22 protein-coding genes are annotated in these 20793 nt (G+C 64.5%); 4 read left to right on the forward strand and 18 right to left on the reverse strand.

The features are described 5' to 3' along the window. Positions 1–30: 30 nt before the first annotated feature. A complete protein-coding gene (locus VDP74_RS07025; RefSeq protein WP_322998921.1) occupies positions 31–528 on the reverse strand; it encodes an SUF system Fe-S cluster assembly regulator in 498 nt (165 codons plus the stop codon). Between the two features lie 74 nt (positions 529–602). Next, the gene (locus VDP74_RS07030; protein WP_322998922.1) at positions 603–2405 is read right to left on the reverse strand and encodes an ABC transporter ATP-binding protein/permease; all 1803 of its coding nucleotides are present in this window, start codon (positions 2403–2405) and stop codon (positions 603–605) included. Positions 2406–2520: 115 nt separating this feature from the next. Between VDP74_RS07030 and VDP74_RS07035 the strand changes: the two genes are divergently transcribed. After that, positions 2521–3048, forward strand: a complete 528-nt coding sequence (locus VDP74_RS07035; protein ID WP_322998923.1) for a sigma factor — start codon at positions 2521–2523, stop codon at positions 3046–3048. Further along, complete coding sequence (locus VDP74_RS07040) at positions 3045–3509, forward strand: hypothetical protein (protein ID WP_322998924.1); 465 nt, start codon at positions 3045–3047, stop codon at positions 3507–3509. The genes VDP74_RS07035 and VDP74_RS07040 overlap by 4 nt, the downstream gene beginning before the upstream one ends. A 13-nt stretch (positions 3510–3522) precedes the next feature. On the opposite strand, the gene VDP74_RS07045 is transcribed toward VDP74_RS07040, so the two are convergent. The 9 genes from VDP74_RS07045 to VDP74_RS07085 all read right to left on the reverse strand — a co-directional run bounded on the left by VDP74_RS07045 (position 3523) and on the right by VDP74_RS07085 (position 10832). Then, the gene (locus tag VDP74_RS07045) at positions 3523–3951 is read right to left on the reverse strand and encodes a MerR family transcriptional regulator (RefSeq protein ID WP_322998925.1); all 429 of its coding nucleotides are present in this window, start codon (positions 3949–3951) and stop codon (positions 3523–3525) included. Continuing rightward, positions 3948–4256: an integration host factor subunit alpha gene (locus VDP74_RS07050; protein ID WP_322998926.1), complete on the reverse strand. Its 309-nt coding sequence runs from the start codon at positions 4254–4256 to the stop codon at positions 3948–3950. The genes VDP74_RS07045 and VDP74_RS07050 overlap by 4 nt, the downstream gene beginning before the upstream one ends. Before the next feature lie 11 nt (positions 4257–4267). Beyond that, complete coding sequence (pheT, locus tag VDP74_RS07055; protein WP_322998927.1) at positions 4268–6673, reverse strand: phenylalanine--tRNA ligase subunit beta; 2406 nt, start codon at positions 6671–6673, stop codon at positions 4268–4270. Positions 6674–6699: 26 nt separating this feature from the next. Next, a complete protein-coding gene (pheS, locus tag VDP74_RS07060) occupies positions 6700–7722 on the reverse strand; it encodes a phenylalanine--tRNA ligase subunit alpha (RefSeq protein ID WP_322998928.1) in 1023 nt (340 codons plus the stop codon). Positions 7723–7800: 78 nt separating this feature from the next. Then, positions 7801–8160: a 50S ribosomal protein L20 gene (rplT, locus tag VDP74_RS07065; protein ID WP_322998929.1), complete on the reverse strand. Its 360-nt coding sequence runs from the start codon at positions 8158–8160 to the stop codon at positions 7801–7803. Between the two features lie 13 nt (positions 8161–8173). Beyond that, positions 8174–8371, reverse strand: a complete 198-nt coding sequence (gene rpmI, locus VDP74_RS07070; protein ID WP_298015901.1) for a 50S ribosomal protein L35 — start codon at positions 8369–8371, stop codon at positions 8174–8176. Between the two features lie 189 nt (positions 8372–8560). Beyond that, the gene (locus VDP74_RS07075; RefSeq protein ID WP_322998930.1) at positions 8561–8809 is read right to left on the reverse strand and encodes an accessory factor UbiK family protein; all 249 of its coding nucleotides are present in this window, start codon (positions 8807–8809) and stop codon (positions 8561–8563) included. Between the two features lie 39 nt (positions 8810–8848). Beyond that, positions 8849–10363 carry a YifB family Mg chelatase-like AAA ATPase gene (locus tag VDP74_RS07080; RefSeq protein ID WP_322998931.1) on the reverse strand — a complete coding sequence of 505 codons (1515 nt, stop codon included), beginning with the start codon at positions 10361–10363 and terminating at the stop codon, positions 8849–8851. A gap of 112 nt (positions 10364–10475) precedes the next feature. Then, on the reverse strand, positions 10476–10832 hold the full coding sequence (locus VDP74_RS07085; protein WP_322998932.1) for a hypothetical protein: 357 nt from the start codon (positions 10830–10832) through the stop codon (positions 10476–10478). A 429-nt stretch (positions 10833–11261) separates the two neighbouring features. On the opposite strand from VDP74_RS07085, the gene VDP74_RS07090 reads away from it, so the two are divergent. Further along, positions 11262–11600, forward strand: coding sequence for a P-II family nitrogen regulator (locus VDP74_RS07090; RefSeq protein ID WP_322998933.1), 339 nt, complete (start codon positions 11262–11264; stop codon positions 11598–11600). Positions 11601–11617: 17 nt separating this feature from the next. Next, complete coding sequence (locus VDP74_RS07095) at positions 11618–12847, forward strand: ammonium transporter (protein ID WP_322998934.1); 1230 nt, start codon at positions 11618–11620, stop codon at positions 12845–12847. An 8-nt stretch (positions 12848–12855) separates the two neighbouring features. Here the strand turns inward: VDP74_RS07095 and VDP74_RS07100 are convergent, their stop codons facing one another. The 7 genes from VDP74_RS07100 to thrS all read right to left on the reverse strand — a co-directional run bounded on the left by VDP74_RS07100 (position 12856) and on the right by thrS (position 20786). Next, entirely contained in the window at positions 12856–14628 is a 1773-nt protein-coding gene (locus VDP74_RS07100; protein WP_322998935.1) for a diguanylate cyclase domain-containing protein, read from the reverse strand. A 118-nt stretch (positions 14629–14746) separates the two neighbouring features. After that, positions 14747–16402 carry a phosphoenolpyruvate--protein phosphotransferase gene (gene ptsP / locus VDP74_RS07105; RefSeq protein ID WP_416232952.1) on the reverse strand — a complete coding sequence of 552 codons (1656 nt, stop codon included), beginning with the start codon at positions 16400–16402 and terminating at the stop codon, positions 14747–14749. Between the two features lie 139 nt (positions 16403–16541). Beyond that, positions 16542–16811: an HPr family phosphocarrier protein gene (locus VDP74_RS07110; protein ID WP_322998937.1), complete on the reverse strand. Its 270-nt coding sequence runs from the start codon at positions 16809–16811 to the stop codon at positions 16542–16544. Positions 16812–16827: 16 nt separating this feature from the next. Further along, positions 16828–17241, reverse strand: coding sequence for a PTS sugar transporter subunit IIA (locus tag VDP74_RS07115; RefSeq protein WP_322998938.1), 414 nt, complete (start codon positions 17239–17241; stop codon positions 16828–16830). Continuing rightward, positions 17238–18200, reverse strand: coding sequence for a glutathione synthase (gene gshB / locus VDP74_RS07120; RefSeq protein ID WP_322998939.1), 963 nt, complete (start codon positions 18198–18200; stop codon positions 17238–17240). Before gshB ends, VDP74_RS07115 begins: the two co-directional genes overlap by 4 nt. 61 nt (positions 18201–18261) lie before the next feature. Beyond that, complete coding sequence (infC, locus tag VDP74_RS07125; protein ID WP_322999013.1) at positions 18262–18843, reverse strand: translation initiation factor IF-3; 582 nt, start codon at positions 18841–18843, stop codon at positions 18262–18264. After that, positions 18840–20786 (reverse strand): threonine--tRNA ligase, encoded by a 1947-nt coding sequence (thrS, locus tag VDP74_RS07130; RefSeq protein WP_322998940.1) that lies wholly within the window; start codon positions 20784–20786, stop codon positions 18840–18842. The genes infC and thrS overlap by 4 nt, the downstream gene beginning before the upstream one ends. Between the last annotated feature and the right edge of the window lie 7 nt (positions 20787–20793).

Consider the following 20793-nt stretch of genomic DNA (forward strand, 5'->3'; position numbering starts at 1 on the left):
GGAAGGAATCGAGCTTGTCGTTGACAGTACTCATTTGGACAGACTCCAGTTCGGGGTATTTGGGATGGGCCGTGCGGCAGACGTCGCAGCCATGGCGGGCGTCACCGATGCGGGAACCGGCCGGCCTTCGTCGAGCATGTCGGCCAAGGTGACGGATTCCAGGGTGCGCCGCACGATCAGGTTGATACGCTGCCAGTGGGTGCGGATGTGGCAGCCGGCTTCGACGCTGCAGGCACCGGGCACGGCCGTGCATTCGGTCAGGCCGAAGGGCTGCTCTTCCAGCGCGTCGATTATTTCAGCTACGTTGATCTGGTCAGCGTCGCGTTCCAGGCGATAGCCGCCGTGGGCACCGCGCGTGCTGGCCACCAGGCGGTGCTGGGCCAGCAGTTTCAGGACCTTGCTGACGACGGGCTGCCCCAGCCCCAGGCTGGCGGCCAATTCAGCCGCGCTGCAGACATGCGTCGGACGGGCAGCCATGTGCGTGAGCACAAGGATTCCGTAATCGACGATCTTGCTGATCCGCAGCATCGGCTGTTCCAGGGAGAATTCGGGAAACCAAATAGTACTGCTTTGGTACGGTATAGGTCAAACCCTAATGGCTTTTATGGGGCATCTCCAGCCACATCCGCGTCGCCATCCGCCTGCTGCAGTTGCCACATGCGGGCATACCGGCCCTGCTGCGCCAATAGCTGCGCATGGGTGCCCTGCTCGACCACCCGGCCGGCGTCCAGCACCAGGATATGGTCGGCATGCACGATGGTGGACAGGCGGTGCGCGATGATCAACGTGGTGCGGCCCTGCGCGATGCGTTCCAGCTGGTCCTGGATGGACCGTTCCGTGCGCGTATCCAGGGCGCTGGTCGCCTCATCGAATACCAGGATGGGCGGCGACTTCAGCAGCGCCCGGGCAATGGCGACCCGCTGCTTTTCGCCACCGGACAACTTCAGTCCGCGTTCGCCCACCGGGGTGTCGTAGCCCTGTGGCAGGGACGAGACAAAATCGTGGATGTGGGCGGCCCGAGCGGCCTGGATGACGTCTTCGCGATCGGCATCGGGACGACCGTAGGCGATGTTGTAGCCGATGGTGTCGTTGAACAGCACCGTGTCCTGGGGCACGATGCCGATATGGGCCCGCAGGCTGTCCTGGGTGTAGCTGCGGACATCCCGGCCGTTGACGCGCACGGCCCCGCCAGTCGGATCGTAAAAGCGGAACAGCAGGCGCGACAGAGTGGACTTGCCCGCCCCCGACGCCCCAACCACGGCCAGGGATCCCCCGGCCGGCACGCTGAAGCTGACCTGGTGCAGGATCTGCCGGTCGGATTGATAGCCGAAATCGACGGCATCGAAATCCAGGCTGGCCCGATCCGCCCGCAAAGGCGTCGCATCGGGCCGATCGGCCACTTCCTGTTGATGGGCCATCAGGTCGAACATGCGTTCCATATCCGCCAGGGCATGCTTGATTTCCCGGTACACGAAGCCCAGGAAGTTCAGTGGGGCGTACAACTGCGTCAGGTAGGCCGACACCAGCACCACGTCACCCACGGTCATGCGCCCCTGGACCACGCCCTCGGCCGACTGCCACAACAAGGCCGTCATGCCGATCGTGATGATCAGGCTCTGCCCCATGTTCAGCAGATTCAGAGAGACCTGATTGCGCACGGCCGAATCCACCCAACTGCGCATATCCGTGTCGTAGCGCCGGCTTTCGTAGGTCTCGTTGCCGAAGTATTTGACGGTTTCATAGTTCAACAGCGCATCGATGGCCTTGCCGTTGGCCTGGCTGTCCAGCGTGTTCATGGTGCGCCGGTACACCATGCGCCGTTCCGTGACCCGCAGCGTGAACAGCACGTACGCCGCGATCGTGGCCAGCGTCAGCGCTGCGAACACCCAGTCATAGCGCCACAGCAGCACGCCCGTCACCATGGCGATTTCCAGCAAGGTGGGCAGTACGTTGAACACTGTGAAGTTCAGCAGAAAGCCGATGCCCTTGGTGCCGCGTTCGATGTCACGCGTCAGCCCTCCGGTGCGCCGCCCCAAATGAAATCGCAGCGACAGCGACAGCAGGTGGGCGAACAACTGGCTTGCCACCTGCTGGATGGCGCCCTGCGTCACCCGCGCAAACAAGGCATCGCGCAGTTCGCCGAACACGCCCGTCAGCAGCCGGGCCAGGCCGTAGCCCGCCAGGGCCGCCAGGGGCAGGGTCAGCAGCGTCGGTGCCGCCCCCAGCGCGTCGACCAGGTCCTTCAGGTAGATCGGCGTGAGGACATTGGCGACCTTGGCCACGACCATACAGGCGAAGGCCAGCAGCACCCGGCCACGAAACGCCCATACGTAGGGCCAGAGATTCTTCAGGGTCTGCCAGTCATTGCGCCGATCTGGCGCCGGGCCGGTATGGAAAAAACGCATGGAAACGTCCGGAAATCGAGGGTGACAATCTGCCCGCCTGCCCATCGGGACAAGCGGGGGGCTGCGCATACAATAGGGAGCATTGACGAGAACCCGGCAAGGCCGGAAAGATTGTATGACTGTTTCGGTATTCGATTACGAGGCGGAACTGACTGCCTGCGCGGCCGGGGATCGCACGGCCTTTCACACGCTGTACCATCACGAGGCCCCCGTCATGCGGGCGCTGGCGCTGGCGATGCTGGGCGCGGCCGATACGGCCGATGCGGTCTTGCACGAGGCCTTCGTGCTGATCTGGCGCAATGCCGCCGGATACAGCTCGACCATCGGCACCGCCCGCGCCTGGATGTACAGCATCCTGCGCTACCGGGCGCTGGACCACCTGCGCCGCCAGCGCCTGGCAGGCGATACTACGGCCGAACAGCAGGCCTTGCCCGAACTGTCGCTGCCTGGCGCGAGCCTGCCCGGCACCGTCCAGGGTGTGCTGGCCGCCCTGCCCGCGCCGCAGCTCGACGCCTTGTTGCAGGCATACCTGCACGGCGGCGACCCGGCACGAATCGCCGACCGCCTGGATCGCTCGGAACCCGACATCCAGGCCTCTATCGAATCCGTGCTGACGCACATCGACGAGGCCGTGCGCGCATGAAACAGCACCGCTCGTATTCCGATCACGAAATCGCCTGCTATGTCCTGGGGCTGGACATGCCGGGCCACGCGAACGACCTCCAGGCCCGCCTGGCCCACGACGACGCGGCCGCCGCCTGCGCCCTGAAATGGGAAGCCTGCTTTCTGGGAATCGTCGACGCCCTGCCCCCGGCGGAGCCACCCGAAGCACTGCTGCTGCAGATCCAGGCGACCCTGGGCATGGAGGACATGCCAATCACGGCGGAGCCGCGCTTGCCCCAGCAGACGGCCGAACCGGATGACAAAACCGCAGGCAGGCAGGCGACCCGCCGACGTGTGCGGCGCCTGTCCTGGCGCCGCGTGTCGATAGCCATTGGCATCGGCGTGGCTGTTGTCCTGATCGCGCTACTGACCTGGGCCAGCCTGAGACCCGCGCCAACCGGCACGCTGGTGCAGCAGCCGCTGCAACTGCAATCGAACTAGGCGCTGCCTGCCGCTACAGGTTCAGCAGGCCGTCGGCCTGGTTGGCCTGGCCCTGGCGGCCCTGGCTCAAAGCCTGACCCAGGCTGTCGCGGATCGACTGGAGATCCCCCCGCAAGGCCTGCAATTCGGCACCGCTCAGCCGCACGGCGGCGTCCTGATCGTGGGGAACATCGCCACCTTCGCCCAGGCGGTTGCGAGCGCCGGCAATGGTAAAGCCCTGCTCGTACAGAAGATCGCGGATGCGGCGCACCAGCAGCACTTCATGGTGCTGGTAGTAACGACGGTTACCCCGGCGCTTGACCGGTTTCAGTTGCGCGAATTCCTGTTCCCAGTAGCGCAGGATGTGCGGCTTGACCCCGCACAGTTCGCTGACCTCGCCAATGGTGAAATAGCGCTTGGCGGGAATGGGCGGCAGCACCGTGGTGGGCGTGACGGGCGTCATGCGCGGTCTCCGGCCATTTCAATGCCGTCCTTGAGCTTCTGGCTGGCGTGGAACGTGACGACCCGGCGGGCGGAGATCGGGATGACCTCGCCGGTTTTCGGGTTGCGGCCCGGACGCGGGGGTTTGTTGCGCACCTGGAAACTGCCGAACCCCGACAGTTTGACCTCGACCCCCTGGACCAGGGCGTCGCGGACTTCGGAAAAGAACGTGTCCACCACGTCCTTGGCTTCGCGTTTGTTCAGGCCTACCTGCTCGAACAGCAGTTCGGCCAGATGTGCTTTGGTCAGCGTCCGATCCGTATTCACCCGAAATTCTCCTATGTGCGCAAGCGTGCCCCGTGGTGCCGGGACAGCGCGTCAATCAGGCCCTGCATGCAATATTCGATCTGCTGTTCGTCGAGCGTGGCGTTCTGCCCCTGGAACCAGAACCGCAAAGCCAGGCTGCGTTGATCCCCCGACGACGCATCGCGCCAAATGTCGAACAGTTTAATGTCTTTGACGACAGCCAGCGCGGGATCAGCTGCAATCTGGTGTTCAAGTGTATCAAGCAGGGACTGCCACGGCTGGTCGGCATCCACCCAGATGGCCAGATCCCGCACTACGACGGGCTGGCGGGACAGTTCAGCCGGCTTGGGGAAGACCCGTTGAGCGATCGCTTCGGCGTCCAGTTCGAACACCACCGGGGCGTGTGGCAGATCCAGCGCCTGCGCCCAGCGGGGATGGACCTCGCCCAGCCAGCCGATGGGCTGGCCGTCGAGCAGCACCCGGGCGCTGCGGCCAGGATGCAGGGCAGGATGGGCGGCCACCTCGCAGCGCAAGCCCGAAACCCGGGCCCCCAGCAGCGATTCCAGGTCGCGCTTGAGATCGAAGAAATCGACGGCGCGGTTGGCTTCACCCCACTGTTCGGGCAAGGCCGGCCCCCAGGCCGCTGCCGCCAGATAGGTGGGCTGGGACACGCCTGCTACCGACAGATCGCCATCGACCACGGAGGCATCCCGGGAAAAGACGCGGCCCAGTTCGAAGACACGGACCCGGCTTTGCCGGTGCTTGGCGTTGTGGGCGATATTGGCCAGCAGGCCGCCGATCAGGCTGGAACGCATCACGGCCAACTGGCTGGCGATCGGGTTCAGCAGCCGGATAGGCTGATCATTGCCGCAGTAATCGCGTTCCCAGGCTTCTTCGACGAAGGAAAAGTTGATGACTTCCTGGAAGTCCAGCGCTGCCATTGCAGCTCGCATGGCATGCGGGCCGTACAGGGTTTCCGGCTGCACGCGCATGCGGGCGGGCGCCACCGGCGGCTGGTCGGGAATACGGTCAAAGCCGTAGATGCGGGCGACTTCCTCGATCAGGTCTTCTTCGATCGTCAGGTCGAAGCGCGCAGCCGGCGGCGTCACCAGGAAAGTATCGCCCTGCTGCTCGAAATCGAGGCCCAGGCGATTGAAGACGTCGGCCACCTGTTCGGACGACAGCGCGACGCCCAGCACCCGGGTGCAGCGCGACAGGCGCATGCGCACCGGTTCACGAGCGGGCAGCCGGACGATCTGATCGTCCAGGGGGCCAGCCTGGCCACCGCAGATGTCCAGGATCAACCGCGTCATGATGTCCAGATGCGCAGGAATCGTCGAGAAGTCGACGCCGCGCTCGAAGCGGTGCGCAGCCTCGGACGTAAGCTTGAAGCGGCGCGTCAGGCCCATGATGGCCTCGGGCCACCAGAAGGCGGCTTCCAGGAAGACGTCCGTGGTATCCAGCGTCACGGCAGACGCCTGGCCACCCATGACGCCGGCCAGGCTTTCCAGGGCGCGTTCGGTTTCGATGACCCCGACGTCCGGTGCCAGCGTGACAGTCTGGCCATTGAGCAGTTCAAGCTGTTCGCCGTCCCGGCCCCAGCGCACGGTCAGACCGCCCTGGATGCGCTGCAGATCGAACACGTGCGTGGGCCGCCCGAGTTCCAGCATGATGTAGTTGGAGATGTCCACCAAGGCGGACACGGACCGCTGACCGGCGCGTTCCAGTCGGGCCTTCATCCAGTCGGGCGTAGCGGCGCGGGCATTGACCCCGCGCACGATGCGCCCTGCGAAGCGGCCACACAGATCAGGCGCCTGCACCCGTACCGGCAGGCGGTCGTCGATCGTGACGGGCACCGTCGGAACGTCCAGAGGCCGCAGGTCGCAGCCGGTCAGGGCCGCGACTTCCCGCGCCACCCCCAGGATGGACAGGCAATCGGCCCGGTTGGGCGTGAGCTTCAGGGTGAAGATCGTATCGTCCAGATCCAGCGCCTGGCGCAGATCGGCGCCAGGCGCCAGATCCGCAGGCAGTTCCAACAGGCCGCCATGATCCTGGGACAGACCCAGCTCGCGTGCCGAACACAGCATGCCGCTGGACTCGACACCGCGCATCTTGACCGGGCCGATCTTCATGCCGTCCGGCAGTTCCGCGCCCACTCGCGCCAGGGGGACCAGCAGCCCGGCCGCCGCATTGGGCGCGCCGCAGACGATCTGCAAGAGACTGCCCGAGCCATCATTGACCTGGCAGACCCGCAGCTTGTCGGCATTCGGGTGAGGCTCGGCGGATTCGATCCGCGCCACCACGATCCCGGAGAACGGCGGCGCATAGGGATCGGCGTCTTCGACCTCCAGGCCAGCCATGGTCAGCCGATGGGACAGGGTCTGACTGTCGATTGCGGGGTCGGCCCAGGCCCGCAGCCATGATTCTGGAAATTGCATGATTCAGATTCCGTTACGCGAGGACACTAGGCGTTGAACTGGCGCAGAAAGCGCAGATCGCCTTCGAAGAACTGGCGCAGGTCGTTGACGCCATAGCGCAGCATGGTCAGGCGTTCCAGCCCGGACCCGAAGGCAAAGCCGATGTAGCGTTCCGGGTCCAGTCCGAAATTGCGCACCACCTGGGGATGCACCTGGCCCGAGCCGGAGATCTCCAGCCAGCGGCCCTGATTCGGCCCCGAGGTGAACATCATGTCGATCTCGGCCGACGGCTCGGTGAACGGAAAGAAGGACGGCCGAAAACGCAAGGTCAGGTCGTCGGTCTCGAAGAACGCGCGCAGAAAATTGGTGTAGACGCCCTTCAGATCGGCAAAGGAGATGTCTTCGGCGATCCACAGGCCCTCGACCTGATGAAACATGGGCGAATGGGTGGCATCGCTGTCCACGCGGTAGGTGCGCCCCGGAGCGATGACCTTGATCGGAGGTTTGTTCATGCGGGCATAGCGCACCTGCATGGGGCTGGTATGCGTGCGCAGCACCAGCGGCAGGCCCCCGGCGTCCTTCATGTCCACGTAGAACGTGTCCTGCATGGACCGCGCCGGGTGGTTTTCGGGATTGTTCAGGGACGTGAAATTGGTCCAGTCGTTTTCGATCTCGGGGCCGTCGGCCACATCGAAACCGATGGAACGGAAAATCTGTTCGACACGCTGCCAGGTGCGGATGACGGGATGGACGCCGCCCGTGCCCCGTCCGCGCCCTGGCAGGGTGACGTCGATGGTCTCGGCGGCCAGACGCTGGTCCAGCGCTGCCTGGACCAGTTCGGCACGACGCGCATTCAACAGGGCTTCGACCTGCTGCTTGGCTTGGTTGATCTGTGCCCCGCGCGTGCGCTTTTCCTCGCCCTGCAGGCCTGCCAGGCCCTTGAGCAGCGCCGTCAGGGAACCCTGCTTGCCCAGAAAGGCCGCTTTTTCATTTTCCAGCGTGGCCGCATCCCGCGCCTGGGCGAAACGGCCCCGTGCCTGGGTGATCAGCTCGTCGAGCGTCGTGTCCATAGTTCCTTCCAAAACGCAAACGGAGCCCAGGTGAGCTCCGTTTGCGATGAGACAGAATCGAAAACGAAACTGTATCGATTAGGCTGCCAGTGCGGACTTCGCCTGGGCCACAATGGCGGCAAAGCCGGCCTTGTCCTTGACGGCCATGTCGGCCAGGACCTTGCGGTCGAGTTCGATCGAGGCCTTTTTCAGACCAGCGATGAACACGCTGTAGGTCACGCCGAGTTCGCGGCAGCCCGCGTTGATGCGGGTAATCCACAGAGCGCGGAAGGTGCGCTTTTTATTGCGGCGATCGCGATAGGCATATTGGCCGGCGCGCATGACCGCCTGTTTGGCGACCCGGAAAACATTACCGCGGCGGCCGCGATAGCCTTTGGCGGCCTTGAGAACTTTTTTATGGCGTGCACGAGCCGTGACGCCGCGTTTGACGCGAGGCATGAGAGATCTCCGATCAGGCGAAAGGCAACATCGCCTTTACGGAGGCGATATTCGTTTCATGGACAGCGGCGGAACCACGCAGCTGACGCTTGTTCTTCGTGGTTTTCTTGGTCAGGATGTGACGTTTGAAAGCCTGGCCGCGCTTGATGGAACCACTGCCGCGCACCTTAAAGCGCTTGGAAGCGCCTTTTTTGCTCTTCATCTTGGGCATGACGATTACTCTGTTGGCTTGGGCGAACCCAGGTGGCCCGACACATCGGGCGCTTGTCTGACCTGATATTCGCCAGTCTGATGGACCCGCCATGCGCAACGTGCACGGACAAGGCCCCATTCCCTATCCCCAACGAACACGCAAAAAAACCTCGTGGACACTGGGAAAAGCCCTTGATTATAGGACGATTTATTCGGCTTTGTCTAATTGTTGTTCCAGTGTCTGCACCCGGGCCTCCAGGGCCTGGACCCGTTCCAGCGCTCGGGCCAGCAGGTCCGCCTGCACGTCGAACTCTTCCCGGGTAATCAGGTCCATGCGGGCAAAGGTCTGCGCCATCAGGGCCTTCATGTTGCGTTCGATATCGGCGGCCGGGGTCTTGGCCAGCAAATCGGACATGTTCTTCTGGAAATCATCGAACCATTGATTGGGGGCGATCATCGCGGCCTCCTGCTGCAGGGAAAAGCCTATTTTACCGGTTCAGGACGCCGGGCCGGCATCTGGCCGGAACTGGATTGCCTGCGCCAGCGCCGCCACACCGACCCTGGACTCTCCCTGCAGATCCGCCAGGGTGCGCGCCACCCGCAACACCCGCTGGGTCGCCCGGGCCGACCAGCCCCAGGCTTCGACCGTTCGGGCCAACAAGGCCTGGCCGGCGACATCCAGATCGGCATGCCTGGCCAGCGCGGGCGCATCCAGATGGGCATTGAGGCAACCCTGGCGGCCCAGCTGGCGGGCGCGGGCCGCAGTTACCCTGGGGCGGATCTGGGCCGAAGGTTCCCCCATCGGCGTTTTGTGCCAGGCGCCCTCGACGGACAGAGCGACGTGCAGATCGATGCGGTCGAGCAGCGGCCCAGACACTTGCGACCGATAGCGCGCGACTCGTTCCTGAGGGCAGCGACATACCTGACGCGGATGCCCCAGCCAGCCGCAGGGGCACGGGTTCATCGCCGCCACCAGTTGAAAACGCGCTGGAAAGTGACAGCTGCCCGCCGCTCGCGCCACCGTCACCTGGCCAGTTTCCAGCGGCTCGCGCAAGGCCTCCAGCGCTCGACGCTCGAATTCCGGCAGCTCATCCAGGAACAACACGCCGTGATGTGCCAGGCTGATCTCGCCGGGCCGGGGGTAGGCACCCCCGCCCACCAACGCGGATCGCGAAGCGCCATGATGAGGCGCCCTGAAGGGCGGCGTGCCCGGCAGGGCCCGCAAGGGCTGCACCAGGCCCTGGACGGCAGCGACTTCCAGGGCTTCACGCTGCGTCAGGGGCGGCAACAAGCCGGGCAGGCGCTGGGCCAGCATGCTTTTGCCCACCCCGGGCGGCCCGCTCATCAACAGGCTGTGCCCCCCTGCAGCCGCGATTTCCAGCGCCCGGCGGGCCAGCGCCTGGCCTCTCACATCGCCCAGGCACGGAGCCCGGTCCACTTCGTCCTGCAGCGGCGCCGGCATCGCGCACGGCAGAGGACTGTGGCCCGCAAAATGCGCCACGACCTCGTCCAGGCTGCCGGCCGCCAGTACCCGCAACCCAGGCACCAGGGCGGCAATCCCCGCAGCGGGCGGCGCCATGACGAGGATCGCCTGCGGATCGTCCTGCGCCACCGCCAGGGCAATTGCCAGAGCGGAGTCGGCAGGCACCAGGGCTCCCGTCAGCGACAACTCGCCGGCCAGCACATAGTGGCGCACGTCCGGGCTGCCGCCCTGCCCGTCGGCAACCTGCCCCGAGGCCAGCAGCACACCCAGGGCGATGGGCAGATCGAAGCGCCCGGAATCCTTCGGCAGGTCTGCCGGAGCCAGATTGGCGGTGATCCGCCCGGCGGGAAAATCGAAGCCACAACTGAGTATGGCGGAGCGCACCCGCTCGCGGCTCTCGCGCACACCGACGCCGGGCAGCCCTACCAGGGAAAAAGCCGGCAGGCCGCTGCCCACGTGAACCTCGACCTGGACCTGCCGGGCCTGCAGGCCAAACACGGCCCGACTGGCCAGCACTGCAAGCGACATGTCGTTTCCCCACATCAATGGATCTGCATTGCACTATACGGGGCGGACATAGGAAAAAGGGCGCGAATGCGCCCTTTTTGTCATCCCCTCGCGAGGCGAGGGAGCCGACGGTTTACTTGCTGCCGTTGCCCACGGCATTCTGGATGGCGGCATCCGCCTTGGCGGCGCCTTCCTTCACCGACTCGCGCGCGCTGTCAGCGGCCTCGCCTGCCTTGGTGGCCAGCTCGCCAGCCTTGTCCTTGGCGGCTTCGGCGGATTCCTTGATCTTGTCCTGCATGGATTGCTGGTCGGCCTGCGGCGCTGCCGACTGGTCTTGAGCCGCCGGGGGAACCGGAGCCGGGGTGGGAGTCGTCGAGGGGGCGGGAGCAGCCGGCGGAGCAGCAGGCTCTTCGCTCTTGGAGCAAGCCGCCAGCAGGCCCAGAGAGGCCACTACAGCGGCCATCGTCAGCGTTTTGCGCATCGTGTTCATGATCTTCCCTATTCAAAATTCCGCTTGCAGTACATCGCGGATCATTCTCGAAGGCCGGTTTGTGAGAACCGGGTTGGTTACAATTCTAGCGGTCCGGCCCACAGGGTAAACCCTGACATGTAAAGACTGATTTCAGTCGCGCCGGCAGCATCCGATTGCCCATTGGCGCAGGTCCCAGGGAGAATCCGTCACTGCAACGGAGAACCGCTACGCCGCCGGTTCTACAACTCGACACAAAACACAAGGCGTCCCGCACGTTTTCGTCATCGAATCACGACCGGCCACCTGCCCCAGCCTGGGGCGCCGCACCGCAGGATTGCGCCAAGATGGGGCGCCATCCCCTCATGCGTCCCCGAACGACAGGCCTGCACCCACCTGGCACGGCTTTTGCTAAGAGTGTTCTGCATCCCGCTTCAACAAGGAACGCTCATGAAACTCATCACCGCCATCATCAAGCCGTTCAAACTGGACGAAGTGCATGCTGCGCTCGTCGCATCCGGCATCCAGGGCATGACGGTCACGGAGGCACGCGGTTTCGGCCGCCAGAAAGGCCATACGGAACTGTACCGAGGCGCCGAATACCAGGTGGATTTTCTGCCCAAGCTGCAGGTCCAGGTCGCGGTACCCGACGACTGGGTGGAACTGACGCTGGAATGTCTGTGCCAGGCCGCTCACACCGGCAAGATCGGCGACGGGAAAGTCTTTGTCTCTCCGCTGGACCAGGCCGTGCGCATCCGCACCGGCGAAACCGGCGATGCCGCCCTTTGAATACAGGAGCCCCAATCATGGATAAAGCCGACGTCGTCTGGATGATGGCATCCACCCTGCTGGTCTGGCTGATGTGCGTGCCCGGACTGGCGCTCTTCTACGGCGGCCTGGCCCGAGGACGCCATGTGCTGTCCGTCATGAGCCAGACGCTGGCAGTCTGCGCCCTGGCCGTGATGCTGTGGTTTCTGTACGGCTATTCCCTGACGTTCTCGCCCGGTTTCGGCGGACTGGGGGGCTGGTCACGCCTGGGCCTGGCAGGCCTCTACCAACCTGGCGCCACGGTCACTCTCCCCCTGCTGGGGACGATCCCCGAACTGCTGTTCGCCCTGTTCCAGGCCACTTTCGCCGCCATCACCTGCGGGCTCATCACCGGCAGCATCGCCGAACGGGCGCGGTTCGGTGCGGTGTTGTGCTTCGCCGGCCTGTGGTTCACCCTGGGGTACCTGCCCATCGCCCACATGGTCTGGGCGGCAGACGGCTGGCTGCACCTGCGAGGGGCATTGGACTTCGCAGGCGGCACCGTGGTCCACATCAGCGCCGGCGTAGCCGGCCTGGTCGCAGCCCGTTACCTGGGGCCGCGCCGGGGATATGGCCGCCAGGCCATGCCGCCGCACAACCTGCCCCTGAATCTGGTGGGCGCAGCCCTGCTCTGGGTCGGCTGGTTCGGCTTCAACGGCGGGTCGGCCCTGGCCGCCAACGAGCAAGCAGTGCTGGCGCTGGCCAACACCCTGCTGGCCGCCGTCAGCGGCATCCTGGCCTGGGCGCTGGCGGAACGCCTGCTCAAGGGCAAGGCGTCCTTGCTGGGCGCGGTGTCCGGCGCCATTGCCGGCCTGGTGGGCATCACGCCGGCCGCCGGCCTGGTGGCGCCCGGCGCCGCCCCCCTGATCGGCGCGCTGGCCGCCTGGGCGGCGCTGTACGGCGTCAATGGGCTGAAACGGCGCCTGGGAGTCGACGACGCCTTCGATGTATTCGGGATCCACGGAGTGGGCGGCATCGTCGGTGCGCTTCTGACGGGCGTGTTCTACTCTGGCAGCCTGGGCGGGCCCGGCCCCACAGGCTGGAGCGCCCTGCTCTGGCAAACCTGGCTGCAGGCCGAGGCCGTTCTGGTCAGCGTGCTCTGGGCGGGCCTGACGGCCGCGCTGTCGGTCTGGTCAGCCGACCGCCTGATCGGGCTGCGCGCCAGCAGCGAACAAGAAAGCCAGGGCCTGGATCAGGTGGACCACGGCGAAACTGCCTACCCGGCCTGAGGCGAACACTACTGCGGCTCGGCGATTGGATCGCCGGGCTGCAGCGTGTGCAGCAGATCACGGCGCAACAAGGCCGTCTCCTGCATGTCCGGCGAAAACAGGCAGTATTGGCTCCTGCCCATTTCTTTGGCCGCATACATCGCCAGATCAGCATGCCGGAGCAAGGTCATGGCATCGCCTGCATCGCGCGGATGAAACGTCACGCCGACGCTGGCTGAAATGGATGCGATATTGCCCCCCAGCACATAGGGCTGTCCGATGGCTTCGAGTATTTTCCGGCAGATCGGCCGCACGCCTTCCGGATCGCCCAGCCCTCGGATGATCAGGGTGAACTCGTCACCACCCAGGCGGGCCACCAGATCGGATTCGCGCACGCACCCCGTCAGGCGCCGGGACACCTGGCGCAGCAATTCGTCGCCCTCGTCGTGACCGAAGGTGTCGTTGATCTCCTTGAACAGATCCAGGTCCAGGAAAATCAAGGCGAAAGGCGGACCACCGTCGCCCGACTCATCGATACACTGCTGCAGGCTGGCCTGGAACATCTGCCGATTGGGCAACTGCGTCAGATGGTCGTAATGGGCCTGGTGCCAGATCATGGCCTCGCGGCGACGCTTTTCCGTCACATCGGAAAACAGGCCCACGCGGCAATTCACGCTGCCGTCCGCGTTGTACGAGGTATTGATCGTCAGGCGCTCGACGAACTCCTCGCCGGATCTGCGTCGATTCCAGATATCGCCGCTCCAGCGACCGGTGCTCATCAGGCCGTGCCACATGCCCTGGTAGAAATCCCGGCCGTGGCGCCCCGAACTGAGCACGTTCAGGCGCTTGCCCACGATATCGATCGCTTCATAGCCTGTGATGATCGTGAAAGCCGGATTGATGTTGCGGACATAGCCATCGGCGTCCGTGACCACCATGGCCTCGCTGGTGTGCTCGTACACCAGCGCCGCCTGTTGCAGTGACACCCGCTCTCGGGCGATTTCGGTCAGCAGGTGTTCGATGTGTTCGGCAGATTCATCCAGCGCCTGTCCCAGGCGCCCCAATTCGTCACGGCGTCGCAGGCCGGAGCGCGCCGTGAAATTGCCCGACGCCAGTTCCTGGCATTGCCTTACCAGGAAGCGGATCGGGCGCAGCACCTGGCGAGACACCAGCGCATAGGCCAGCAGCAGCAGGCAAAGATCCAGCACGAACAAGGCATACGAACTGTGCAGGGCCCGCTGCTGGACATCGCGCGCATGCCGGACCAGGGAATCCAGCAGCGCCTCCGCACTGCCCAGCAATTGATCACCGGCCGCCAGCAGCGGTTCAGGATCCCGGACCATGGCTGCCTGCGCCGCAGGCAGCATCTTGGCACCCGGCGTGATGGAGGCGATCAGTTCCTGATAGACCTGCCAGTCGTGCCCCACGGCAGCCAGTTGCCGCGCCTGCGACAGCCTCACCTGCGGTACGGTCAGGCCATACGCCTGACCGCCGGACATCAAGGCGTGATAGGCCTGGTTGAACATATCCCGATGTTGCTGCAGGCGGCTGACGTGCGATTCCGGCGCTGCAGCGCCGGCGAGCGCCTCCAGGGTGATTCGCTGGCTGAGCATGCGCATCTTGCCCGCCACGTTGACCGCCACGGCCAGGCCGTCCGACTCGTGCAGCAGGGACCGGACCACGACGATATTGCCAACGGCCAGCAACACCACCAGCACGAAGGACAGGATGACCTTCTGCTTGAGCGTCCGGGGCCAGGGAAAATCTGGCAGCTGGCGTTTCGCCGGTGTAGAAGCAGTCATCGGAGCCTCGAGATCGACGGGCTGGCGGTTCAGGCCCGCAGCATGAACCCAGTGTAATGGGCCTGGTTCGAGGGAAGGATCCGAAGGCCGGCAAAACCTGCGGCAAGCTTGATCCAAATCAAGCCGACAAAGCCGCCAGATCGATGCGTTCAGCGCGGTTCAGGGCCGAAGCGACCTTGACCCGCAGGGCATTGGAGTGCGCCTTGCGGATTTCCTTCTTGACGTCCAGCAGCTGTTGCGGATGCATGGAAAACCCCGTCAATCCCAGCCCGAGCAGCATGCGGGTGACCCGCACATCACCGGCCATCTCGCCGCACACCGATACGGGCTTGCCCACGCGTTCACCGACGTTGATGGTGTGGGCGATCAGGCGCAGCACGGCCGGATGCATGGGGTCGTACAGCGAAGCGACGTCCGTGTCCCCCCGGTCGATGGCCAGGACGTACTGGATCAGGTCGTTGGTGCCGATGGACAGGAAATCCAGCGTTTCCGCGAAGGGCTCGATGGCAATTGCCATGGCGGGGATCTCGACCATGGCGCCCAGCTGCACGCAGGCCTCGTGGGCCAGCCCGGCGTCCCGCAGTTCTTCAGCCGCACGCGCCAGGGCCCGGCGGGTGGCGACGACCTCGTGCATGTGCGACACCATGGGCACCAGGATCCGGATGGGGCCATGCGCTGCCGCCCGCAACAGCGCCCGCAGCTGAATGTTGAAGAGTTCCGGATTGGCCAGGCAGTAGCGGATGGCCCGCAGGCCCAGCGCCGGGTTGGTGGCCACGGTCGCCTCGCCATCCAGGGTCTTGTCGGCGCCGATATCCAGCGTACGGATCGTCACGGGGCGCCCCGCCATCGTGCGCACGACAGCGGCATAGGCCTCGTATTGTTCGTCTTCTCCGGGAAGCTCCGCGCGCCCCATGAACAGGAATTCGCTGCGAAACAGGCCGATGCCTTCGGCGCCCGCCGCTACGGCGTCTGCGGCTTCTTCGGGCAGCTCGATATTGGCTTCCATGCGGATCTGGATCCCGTCCAGCGTCATGGCAGGCGCGAAACGCAGCGATTTCAGTTCGTCGCGTTCACGCAGGAATGCAGCCTGACGTTCCTGGTATTCCCTCAGGATGGCCGCCGACGGATTGACCAGCACCAGGCCCTGAATGCCGTCGACGATGAGCAGGTCGCCATCGCGCACCAGCGCCCGCACCTGGCCCATGCCGACCACGGCAGGCACGTTCATGCTGCGCGCAACAATGGCCGTATGTGAAGTCGCCCCGCCCAGATCGGTCAGGAAGGCGCCGAATTTGCCACCTCGCAGGCGCATCATGTCGGCAGGCGAAATATCGCGCGCCACCACGATCAGGCTGCCGTCGGTGTCGACCTGATCCAGGTCGGGCAGCCACTGCGCCGACCCCGACAGGACGCGCAGGACCCGTTCGATCACCTGGCGCACGTCGGCGCTGCGCTCGCGCAGATAGGCGTCCTCCATCAGGGCGAATTGTTCCGCCAGGGTCTGGCCCTGGGTGGTCAGGGCCCACTCGGCATTGACCTGGCGCTCGTCGATCAGCTGGCAGACGGACTGGACCAGCATGGGGTCCTGCAGCAGCATGGCATGCACAGACAGCAACACCCCCAGTTCGCGGGGCGCGTCGTCAGGCAGGGTCTCGACCATCTGGTGCAGATCATGGACGGCGGCGTCGACCGCCTGGCACAGGCGCCGCTTCTCGGCAACAGTGTCTTCTTCCGTGATCCGGTAGTGAGCGACTTCCAGGGCGGCAGCGCTCATGACGACCGCATGGCCGATGGCATAGCCGCGCACGACGCCTTGTCCGAACAGGCACAAGGTGGAATGCAGGACTGTCGATGTCGAATCAGGCGCAGTCATGCCAGAACTTGTACAAAACGCGCGCCCGCAACCGCGTGGATCATTCGGCTTCCCCGAACTTGCCGTCGAACAGAGCGCGGATGTCGCCCAGGGCCTGGTCCTCGTCGGCCCCCAGGGCCTCGATCCTGACGGTGACGCCCAGCCCGGCAGCCAGCATCATGACACCCATGATGCTCTTCGCATTGACGCGCTGCGCACCACGGGAAATGAAGACATCGCTTTTGAAGCGGCCGGCCAATTGGGTCAGTTTCGCCGCCGCGCGGGCATGCAAGCCGAGCTTGTTGGAAATCACCAGATCGATCATGGGCATGGGCAAAAACTCCTGGCTAGCAGTCGGGAGGGGGGTCCGCATTGACGATCCCGCGCAGCGCCCCCTGTCGCACGCGTTCGCTGAGAGATTCCGGATTTTCCTGCTGATCGGTCAAGGCCTTGAGCACCATGCAGGCATTGGTGCCGGTCAGCAAATGAATGATATAGCCTTCTTCGAGAGCCTGGCGCAACGCCTGGGCGGCGATGTTGAACGGCGTGGCGCCGTACAGGTCGCACAGGAGCAGGACGGGTTCCTCGGTCGGCCCCTGATGCACCCAGTCCAGCACCCGATCGGTCTGTTCCTGAGGCGGCGCGTCGGGTGCGATGTCAAAGACCTGCAGATCGGGCACCCGGCCCAGCACGTGCTCGGCGCAGGCGGTGAATGCCGACCCCAAAGGCTGATGCATCACCAGGGCCAGACGGGTTTTCATGGCGCCCCCAGGGCCTGCTGCAGCGCGTCGACGAAGCGGCCCGGCACGTCGAAGCCGGTCTGTTCGGTGATTTCGACGAAACAGGTGGGGCTGGTGACGTTGATTTCCGTGATGTAGTCGCCGATGACGTCCAGGCCGATCAGGAGCAAGCCGCGATCCGCCAGGCGGGAACCCACGGCACGCGCCAGTTCCAGGTCGCGCGGGGACAGCGGCTGGGCCACCCCGCGCCCGCCGGCGGCCAGATTGCCCCGGGTTTCGCCCTGCAGCGGTATCCGCGCCAGCGCGTAGGGTACAGGTTCGCCGCCGATGATCAGGATACGTTTGTCGCCCTGGACGATCTCCGGAATGTAGCGCTGCGCCATGATGGTGCGCGTCCCCAGGTCGGTGAGCGATTCCAGGATGGCCCCCAGGTTCGGTTCGTCGGGCCGCAGGCGGAAAATACCGCTGCCGCCCATGCCGTCCAGAGGCTTGACGATCACGTCGCCCTGCCGCGCATGGAACGCACGCAGGCGGTCCATGTCGCGGCTGACCAGCGTCGGCGACGTGTACTGCGCGAATTCCGTGATCGCCAGCTTTTCAGGGTGATTGCGGATGGCCGAGCCAGCGTTGAATACCCGGGCGCCCTGTGCCTGCGCATAATCGAACAGGTGCGTGGCGTAGACATATTCCATGTCGAAGGGTGGATCCTTGCGCATCAGGACCGCATCGAAATCCGCCAGATCGCAGTCCTGCGCGGTGTCGTCCTGGGTCCACCAGGCGTGCCCGCGCCAATCGGCATCCCCGCGCAGACGCATGGCCGTCGCTGCCGCGCGCACCCGCCCCTGGTCCACGAACAGATCGCCCATCGTGGCAAAGCTGAACGTGTGCCCTCGCGCCGCCAGGCTGCGCATGACGGCCACGGAGGAATCCTTCCAGGCCTTCAGGCCGGGCAGCGGATCGATGACAAACAGGACATGCATGACAGAAACCTATGGATGAACAAACGACCCGCCACGGCGGCCCACCGGTCAAGCGCCGGTATCAGGCCGCATCGCCCTGCTTGCCGGCCTTGCGGCGCGGCGCCAGGACCATCACCATCTGACGGCCTTCGAGCTTGGGCATGGCTTCGACCTGCACCAGTTCGCCCAGATCGTCGCGCACCCGTTCGAGCACCCGCATGCCCAATTCCTGGTGGGCCATTTCGCGGCCCCGGAACCGCAGCGTGACTTTCGCCTTGTCGCCGTCTTCGATGAAGCGGCGCAAGTTGCGCAGTTTCACCTGGTAGTCGCCTTCGTCGGTGCCGGGACGGAATTTGACTTCCTTGACCTGGATGACCTTCTGGCGTGCGCGGGCTTCGGCCTGGCGCTTTTGTTCCTGGTACTTGAATTTGCCGTAATCCATCAGCCGGCAGACCGGGGGATCAGCCGTCGGCGAGATCTCGACCAGATCGACGTCGTTCTGTTCGGCCTGAGCCAGGGCGTCGGATGTGCGCACGATGCCCAGTTGTTCGCCGTCTACGCCAAGCAGACGGACCTCATGGATACGGATTTCACCGTTGATGCGGTGTTTCTTTTCGGTTGCGATGTCAAAGACTCCTAGATGTTGAAGAAATGGAGGGTTCAGGCCTGACCCGAATCTCCCCCCTGGTAACGGGAAACGATTTCCTGCTGCAGGCGCGTGGCAAAATCAGCGACTGGCATGGTGCCCAGGTCCAGTTTGCCACGGCCGCGCACGGCGACGGCGCCGCTTTCGCGTTCCTTGTCGCCCACGACTAGAATATACGGAATTTTCTGCAGGCTGTGCTCGCGAATTTTACGGGTGATTTTTTCACCACGCAAATCGGAAGAGACCCTAAACCCTTGTTTAACAAGGGTTTTGGAAACCTGATCGGCATAATCGGCCGAACTGTCGGAAATGCAGCAGACGACGGCGTGCCAAGGAGCCAGCCACGCGGGCAGCGCACCGGCATGGTTTTCGATCAGCATGCCGATGAAACGTTCCAATGATCCCAGGATGGCCCGGTGCAGCATGACCGGCGTGCGGCGCTGGTCCTGGGCATCCACGTATTCGGCCCCCAAGCGCGCCGGCATGGAGAAGTCCACCTGGATCGTGCCGCACTGCCAATGGCGGCCGATGGCGTCCTTCAGGGTGTATTCGATCTTGGGGCCGTAGAAGGCGCCCTCGCCTTCGGAGACTTCGTAGGTGCAGTGCGACAGGTCCAGGCTGTCCATCAGCGCCTTTTCGGCCTTGTCCCAGACTTCGTCGGCGCCGATGCGCTTTTCGGGACGGGTGGCGACCTTGTAGAGGATCTCGGTGAAACCGAAATCGGCATAGACCTTCTGCAGCAGCCGGGTAAAGGCCGCGCATTCGTCCTGCAGCTGGTCTTCGGTACAGAAGATGTGGCCATCGTCCTGGGTGAAGCCGCGCACCCGCATCATGCCATGCAGCGACCCGGACGGTTCGTTGCGGTGGCACTGGCCGAATTCACCATAGCGCAGCGGCAGTTCGCGGTAGGAATGCAGGCCGGCATTGAAGATCTGCACATGACCAGGACAGTTCATGGGCTTCAAGCCATACACGCGGTTTTCGGATTCCGTCGTGAACATGTTTTCCTGGTAGTTGTCCCAGTGACCGGTTTTCTTCCACAGGGACAGATCCAGGATCTGCGGAGCCTTGACTTCCTGGTAGCCGTTGTCCTGGTAGACCTGGCGCATGTATTGTTCGACCTGCTGCCAGACGGTCCAGCCCTTTGGGTGCCAGAAGATCAGGCCGGGGGCTTCGTCCTGGAAATGAAACAGGTCCAGTTCGCGGCCGATGCGGCGGTGGTCGCGCAGTTCGGCCTGTTCCAGCATGTGCAGATAGGCATCCTGGTCGGCCTGGCGCGCCCACGCCGTGCCGTAAATGCGCTGCAGCATCTCGTTTTTGCTGTCACCGCGCCAGTAGGCGCCCGCGACTTTCATCAATTTGAAGACCTTCAGGCGACCTGTGGACGGCACGTGCGGCCCTCGGCACAGGTCGATGAAATCGCCCTCGCGATACAGGCTGATCTTTTCATTGCTGGGAATGGAGGCGATGATTTCGGCCTTGTAGGCCTCGCCGATGCCGTGGAAGAACTTGACGGCCTCGTCGCGGTCCCATTCCTCGCGCACGACGATCTCGTCGCGTTTCGCCAGTTCGGCCATTTTCTTTTCGATGGCCTGCAGGTCTTCGGGCGTGAAGGGCCGCTTGTACGAAAAATCGTAGTAAAAGCCGTTGTCGATCACCGGGCCGATCGTGACCTGGGCATCGGGAAACAGGGATTTCACCGCATAGGCCAGCAGATGCGCCGTGGAATGGCGGATCAGGTCCAGGCCATCGGGGTCTTTGTCCGTGACGATGCTGAGCGCCGCATCCTGATCGATGACATGGCTGGTATCCACCAACCGGGCGGCCTGCCCGTCCACCGTGATCTTGCCCCCCAGCGCGGCCTTGCCCAACCCAGTCCCGATCGACTGCGCGACGTCGAGCACGGAAACAGGATGATCGAACTCACGTTGTGAGCCGTCGGGCAAGGTGATGCGAACCATGAATGTG

The organism is Castellaniella sp., from assembly GCF_034674885.1.
GTDB lineage: Bacteria > Pseudomonadota > Gammaproteobacteria > Burkholderiales > Burkholderiaceae_B > Castellaniella.

What these genes read in the sequence shown, in the direction of transcription:
- VDP74_RS07025 (WP_322998921.1), bottom strand. Translation starts at nt 528, where the DNA reads ATGCTGCGGATCAGCAAGATCGTCGATTACGGAATCCTTGTGCTCACG.
- VDP74_RS07030 (WP_322998922.1), bottom strand. Translation starts at nt 2,405, where the DNA reads ATGCGTTTTTTCCATACCGGCCCGGCGCCAGATCGGCGCAATGACTGG.
- VDP74_RS07035 (WP_322998923.1), top strand. Translation starts at nt 2,521, where the DNA reads ATGACTGTTTCGGTATTCGATTACGAGGCGGAACTGACTGCCTGCGCG.
- VDP74_RS07040 (WP_322998924.1), top strand. Translation starts at nt 3,045, where the DNA reads ATGAAACAGCACCGCTCGTATTCCGATCACGAAATCGCCTGCTATGTC.
- VDP74_RS07045 (WP_322998925.1), bottom strand. Translation starts at nt 3,951, where the DNA reads ATGACGCCCGTCACGCCCACCACGGTGCTGCCGCCCATTCCCGCCAAG.
- pheT (WP_322998927.1), bottom strand. Translation starts at nt 6,673, where the DNA reads ATGCAATTTCCAGAATCATGGCTGCGGGCCTGGGCCGACCCCGCAATC.
- pheS (WP_322998928.1), bottom strand. Translation starts at nt 7,722, where the DNA reads ATGGACACGACGCTCGACGAGCTGATCACCCAGGCACGGGGCCGTTTC.
- rplT (WP_322998929.1), bottom strand. Translation starts at nt 8,160, where the DNA reads ATGCCTCGCGTCAAACGCGGCGTCACGGCTCGTGCACGCCATAAAAAA.
- rpmI (WP_298015901.1), bottom strand. Translation starts at nt 8,371, where the DNA reads ATGCCCAAGATGAAGAGCAAAAAAGGCGCTTCCAAGCGCTTTAAGGTG.
- VDP74_RS07075 (WP_322998930.1), bottom strand. Translation starts at nt 8,809, where the DNA reads ATGATCGCCCCCAATCAATGGTTCGATGATTTCCAGAAGAACATGTCC.
- VDP74_RS07080 (WP_322998931.1), bottom strand. Translation starts at nt 10,363, where the DNA reads ATGTCGCTTGCAGTGCTGGCCAGTCGGGCCGTGTTTGGCCTGCAGGCC.
- VDP74_RS07085 (WP_322998932.1), bottom strand. Translation starts at nt 10,832, where the DNA reads ATGAACACGATGCGCAAAACGCTGACGATGGCCGCTGTAGTGGCCTCT.
- VDP74_RS07090 (WP_322998933.1), top strand. Translation starts at nt 11,262, where the DNA reads ATGAAACTCATCACCGCCATCATCAAGCCGTTCAAACTGGACGAAGTG.
- VDP74_RS07095 (WP_322998934.1), top strand. Translation starts at nt 11,618, where the DNA reads ATGGATAAAGCCGACGTCGTCTGGATGATGGCATCCACCCTGCTGGTC.
- VDP74_RS07100 (WP_322998935.1), bottom strand. Translation starts at nt 14,628, where the DNA reads ATGACTGCTTCTACACCGGCGAAACGCCAGCTGCCAGATTTTCCCTGG.
- ptsP (WP_416232952.1), bottom strand. Translation starts at nt 16,402, where the DNA reads ATGAGCGCTGCCGCCCTGGAAGTCGCTCACTACCGGATCACGGAAGAA.
- VDP74_RS07110 (WP_322998937.1), bottom strand. Translation starts at nt 16,811, where the DNA reads ATGCCCATGATCGATCTGGTGATTTCCAACAAGCTCGGCTTGCATGCC.
- VDP74_RS07115 (WP_322998938.1), bottom strand. Translation starts at nt 17,241, where the DNA reads ATGAAAACCCGTCTGGCCCTGGTGATGCATCAGCCTTTGGGGTCGGCA.
- gshB (WP_322998939.1), bottom strand. Translation starts at nt 18,200, where the DNA reads ATGCATGTCCTGTTTGTCATCGATCCGCTGCCCGGCCTGAAGGCCTGG.
- thrS (WP_322998940.1), bottom strand. Translation starts at nt 20,786, where the DNA reads ATGGTTCGCATCACCTTGCCCGACGGCTCACAACGTGAGTTCGATCAT.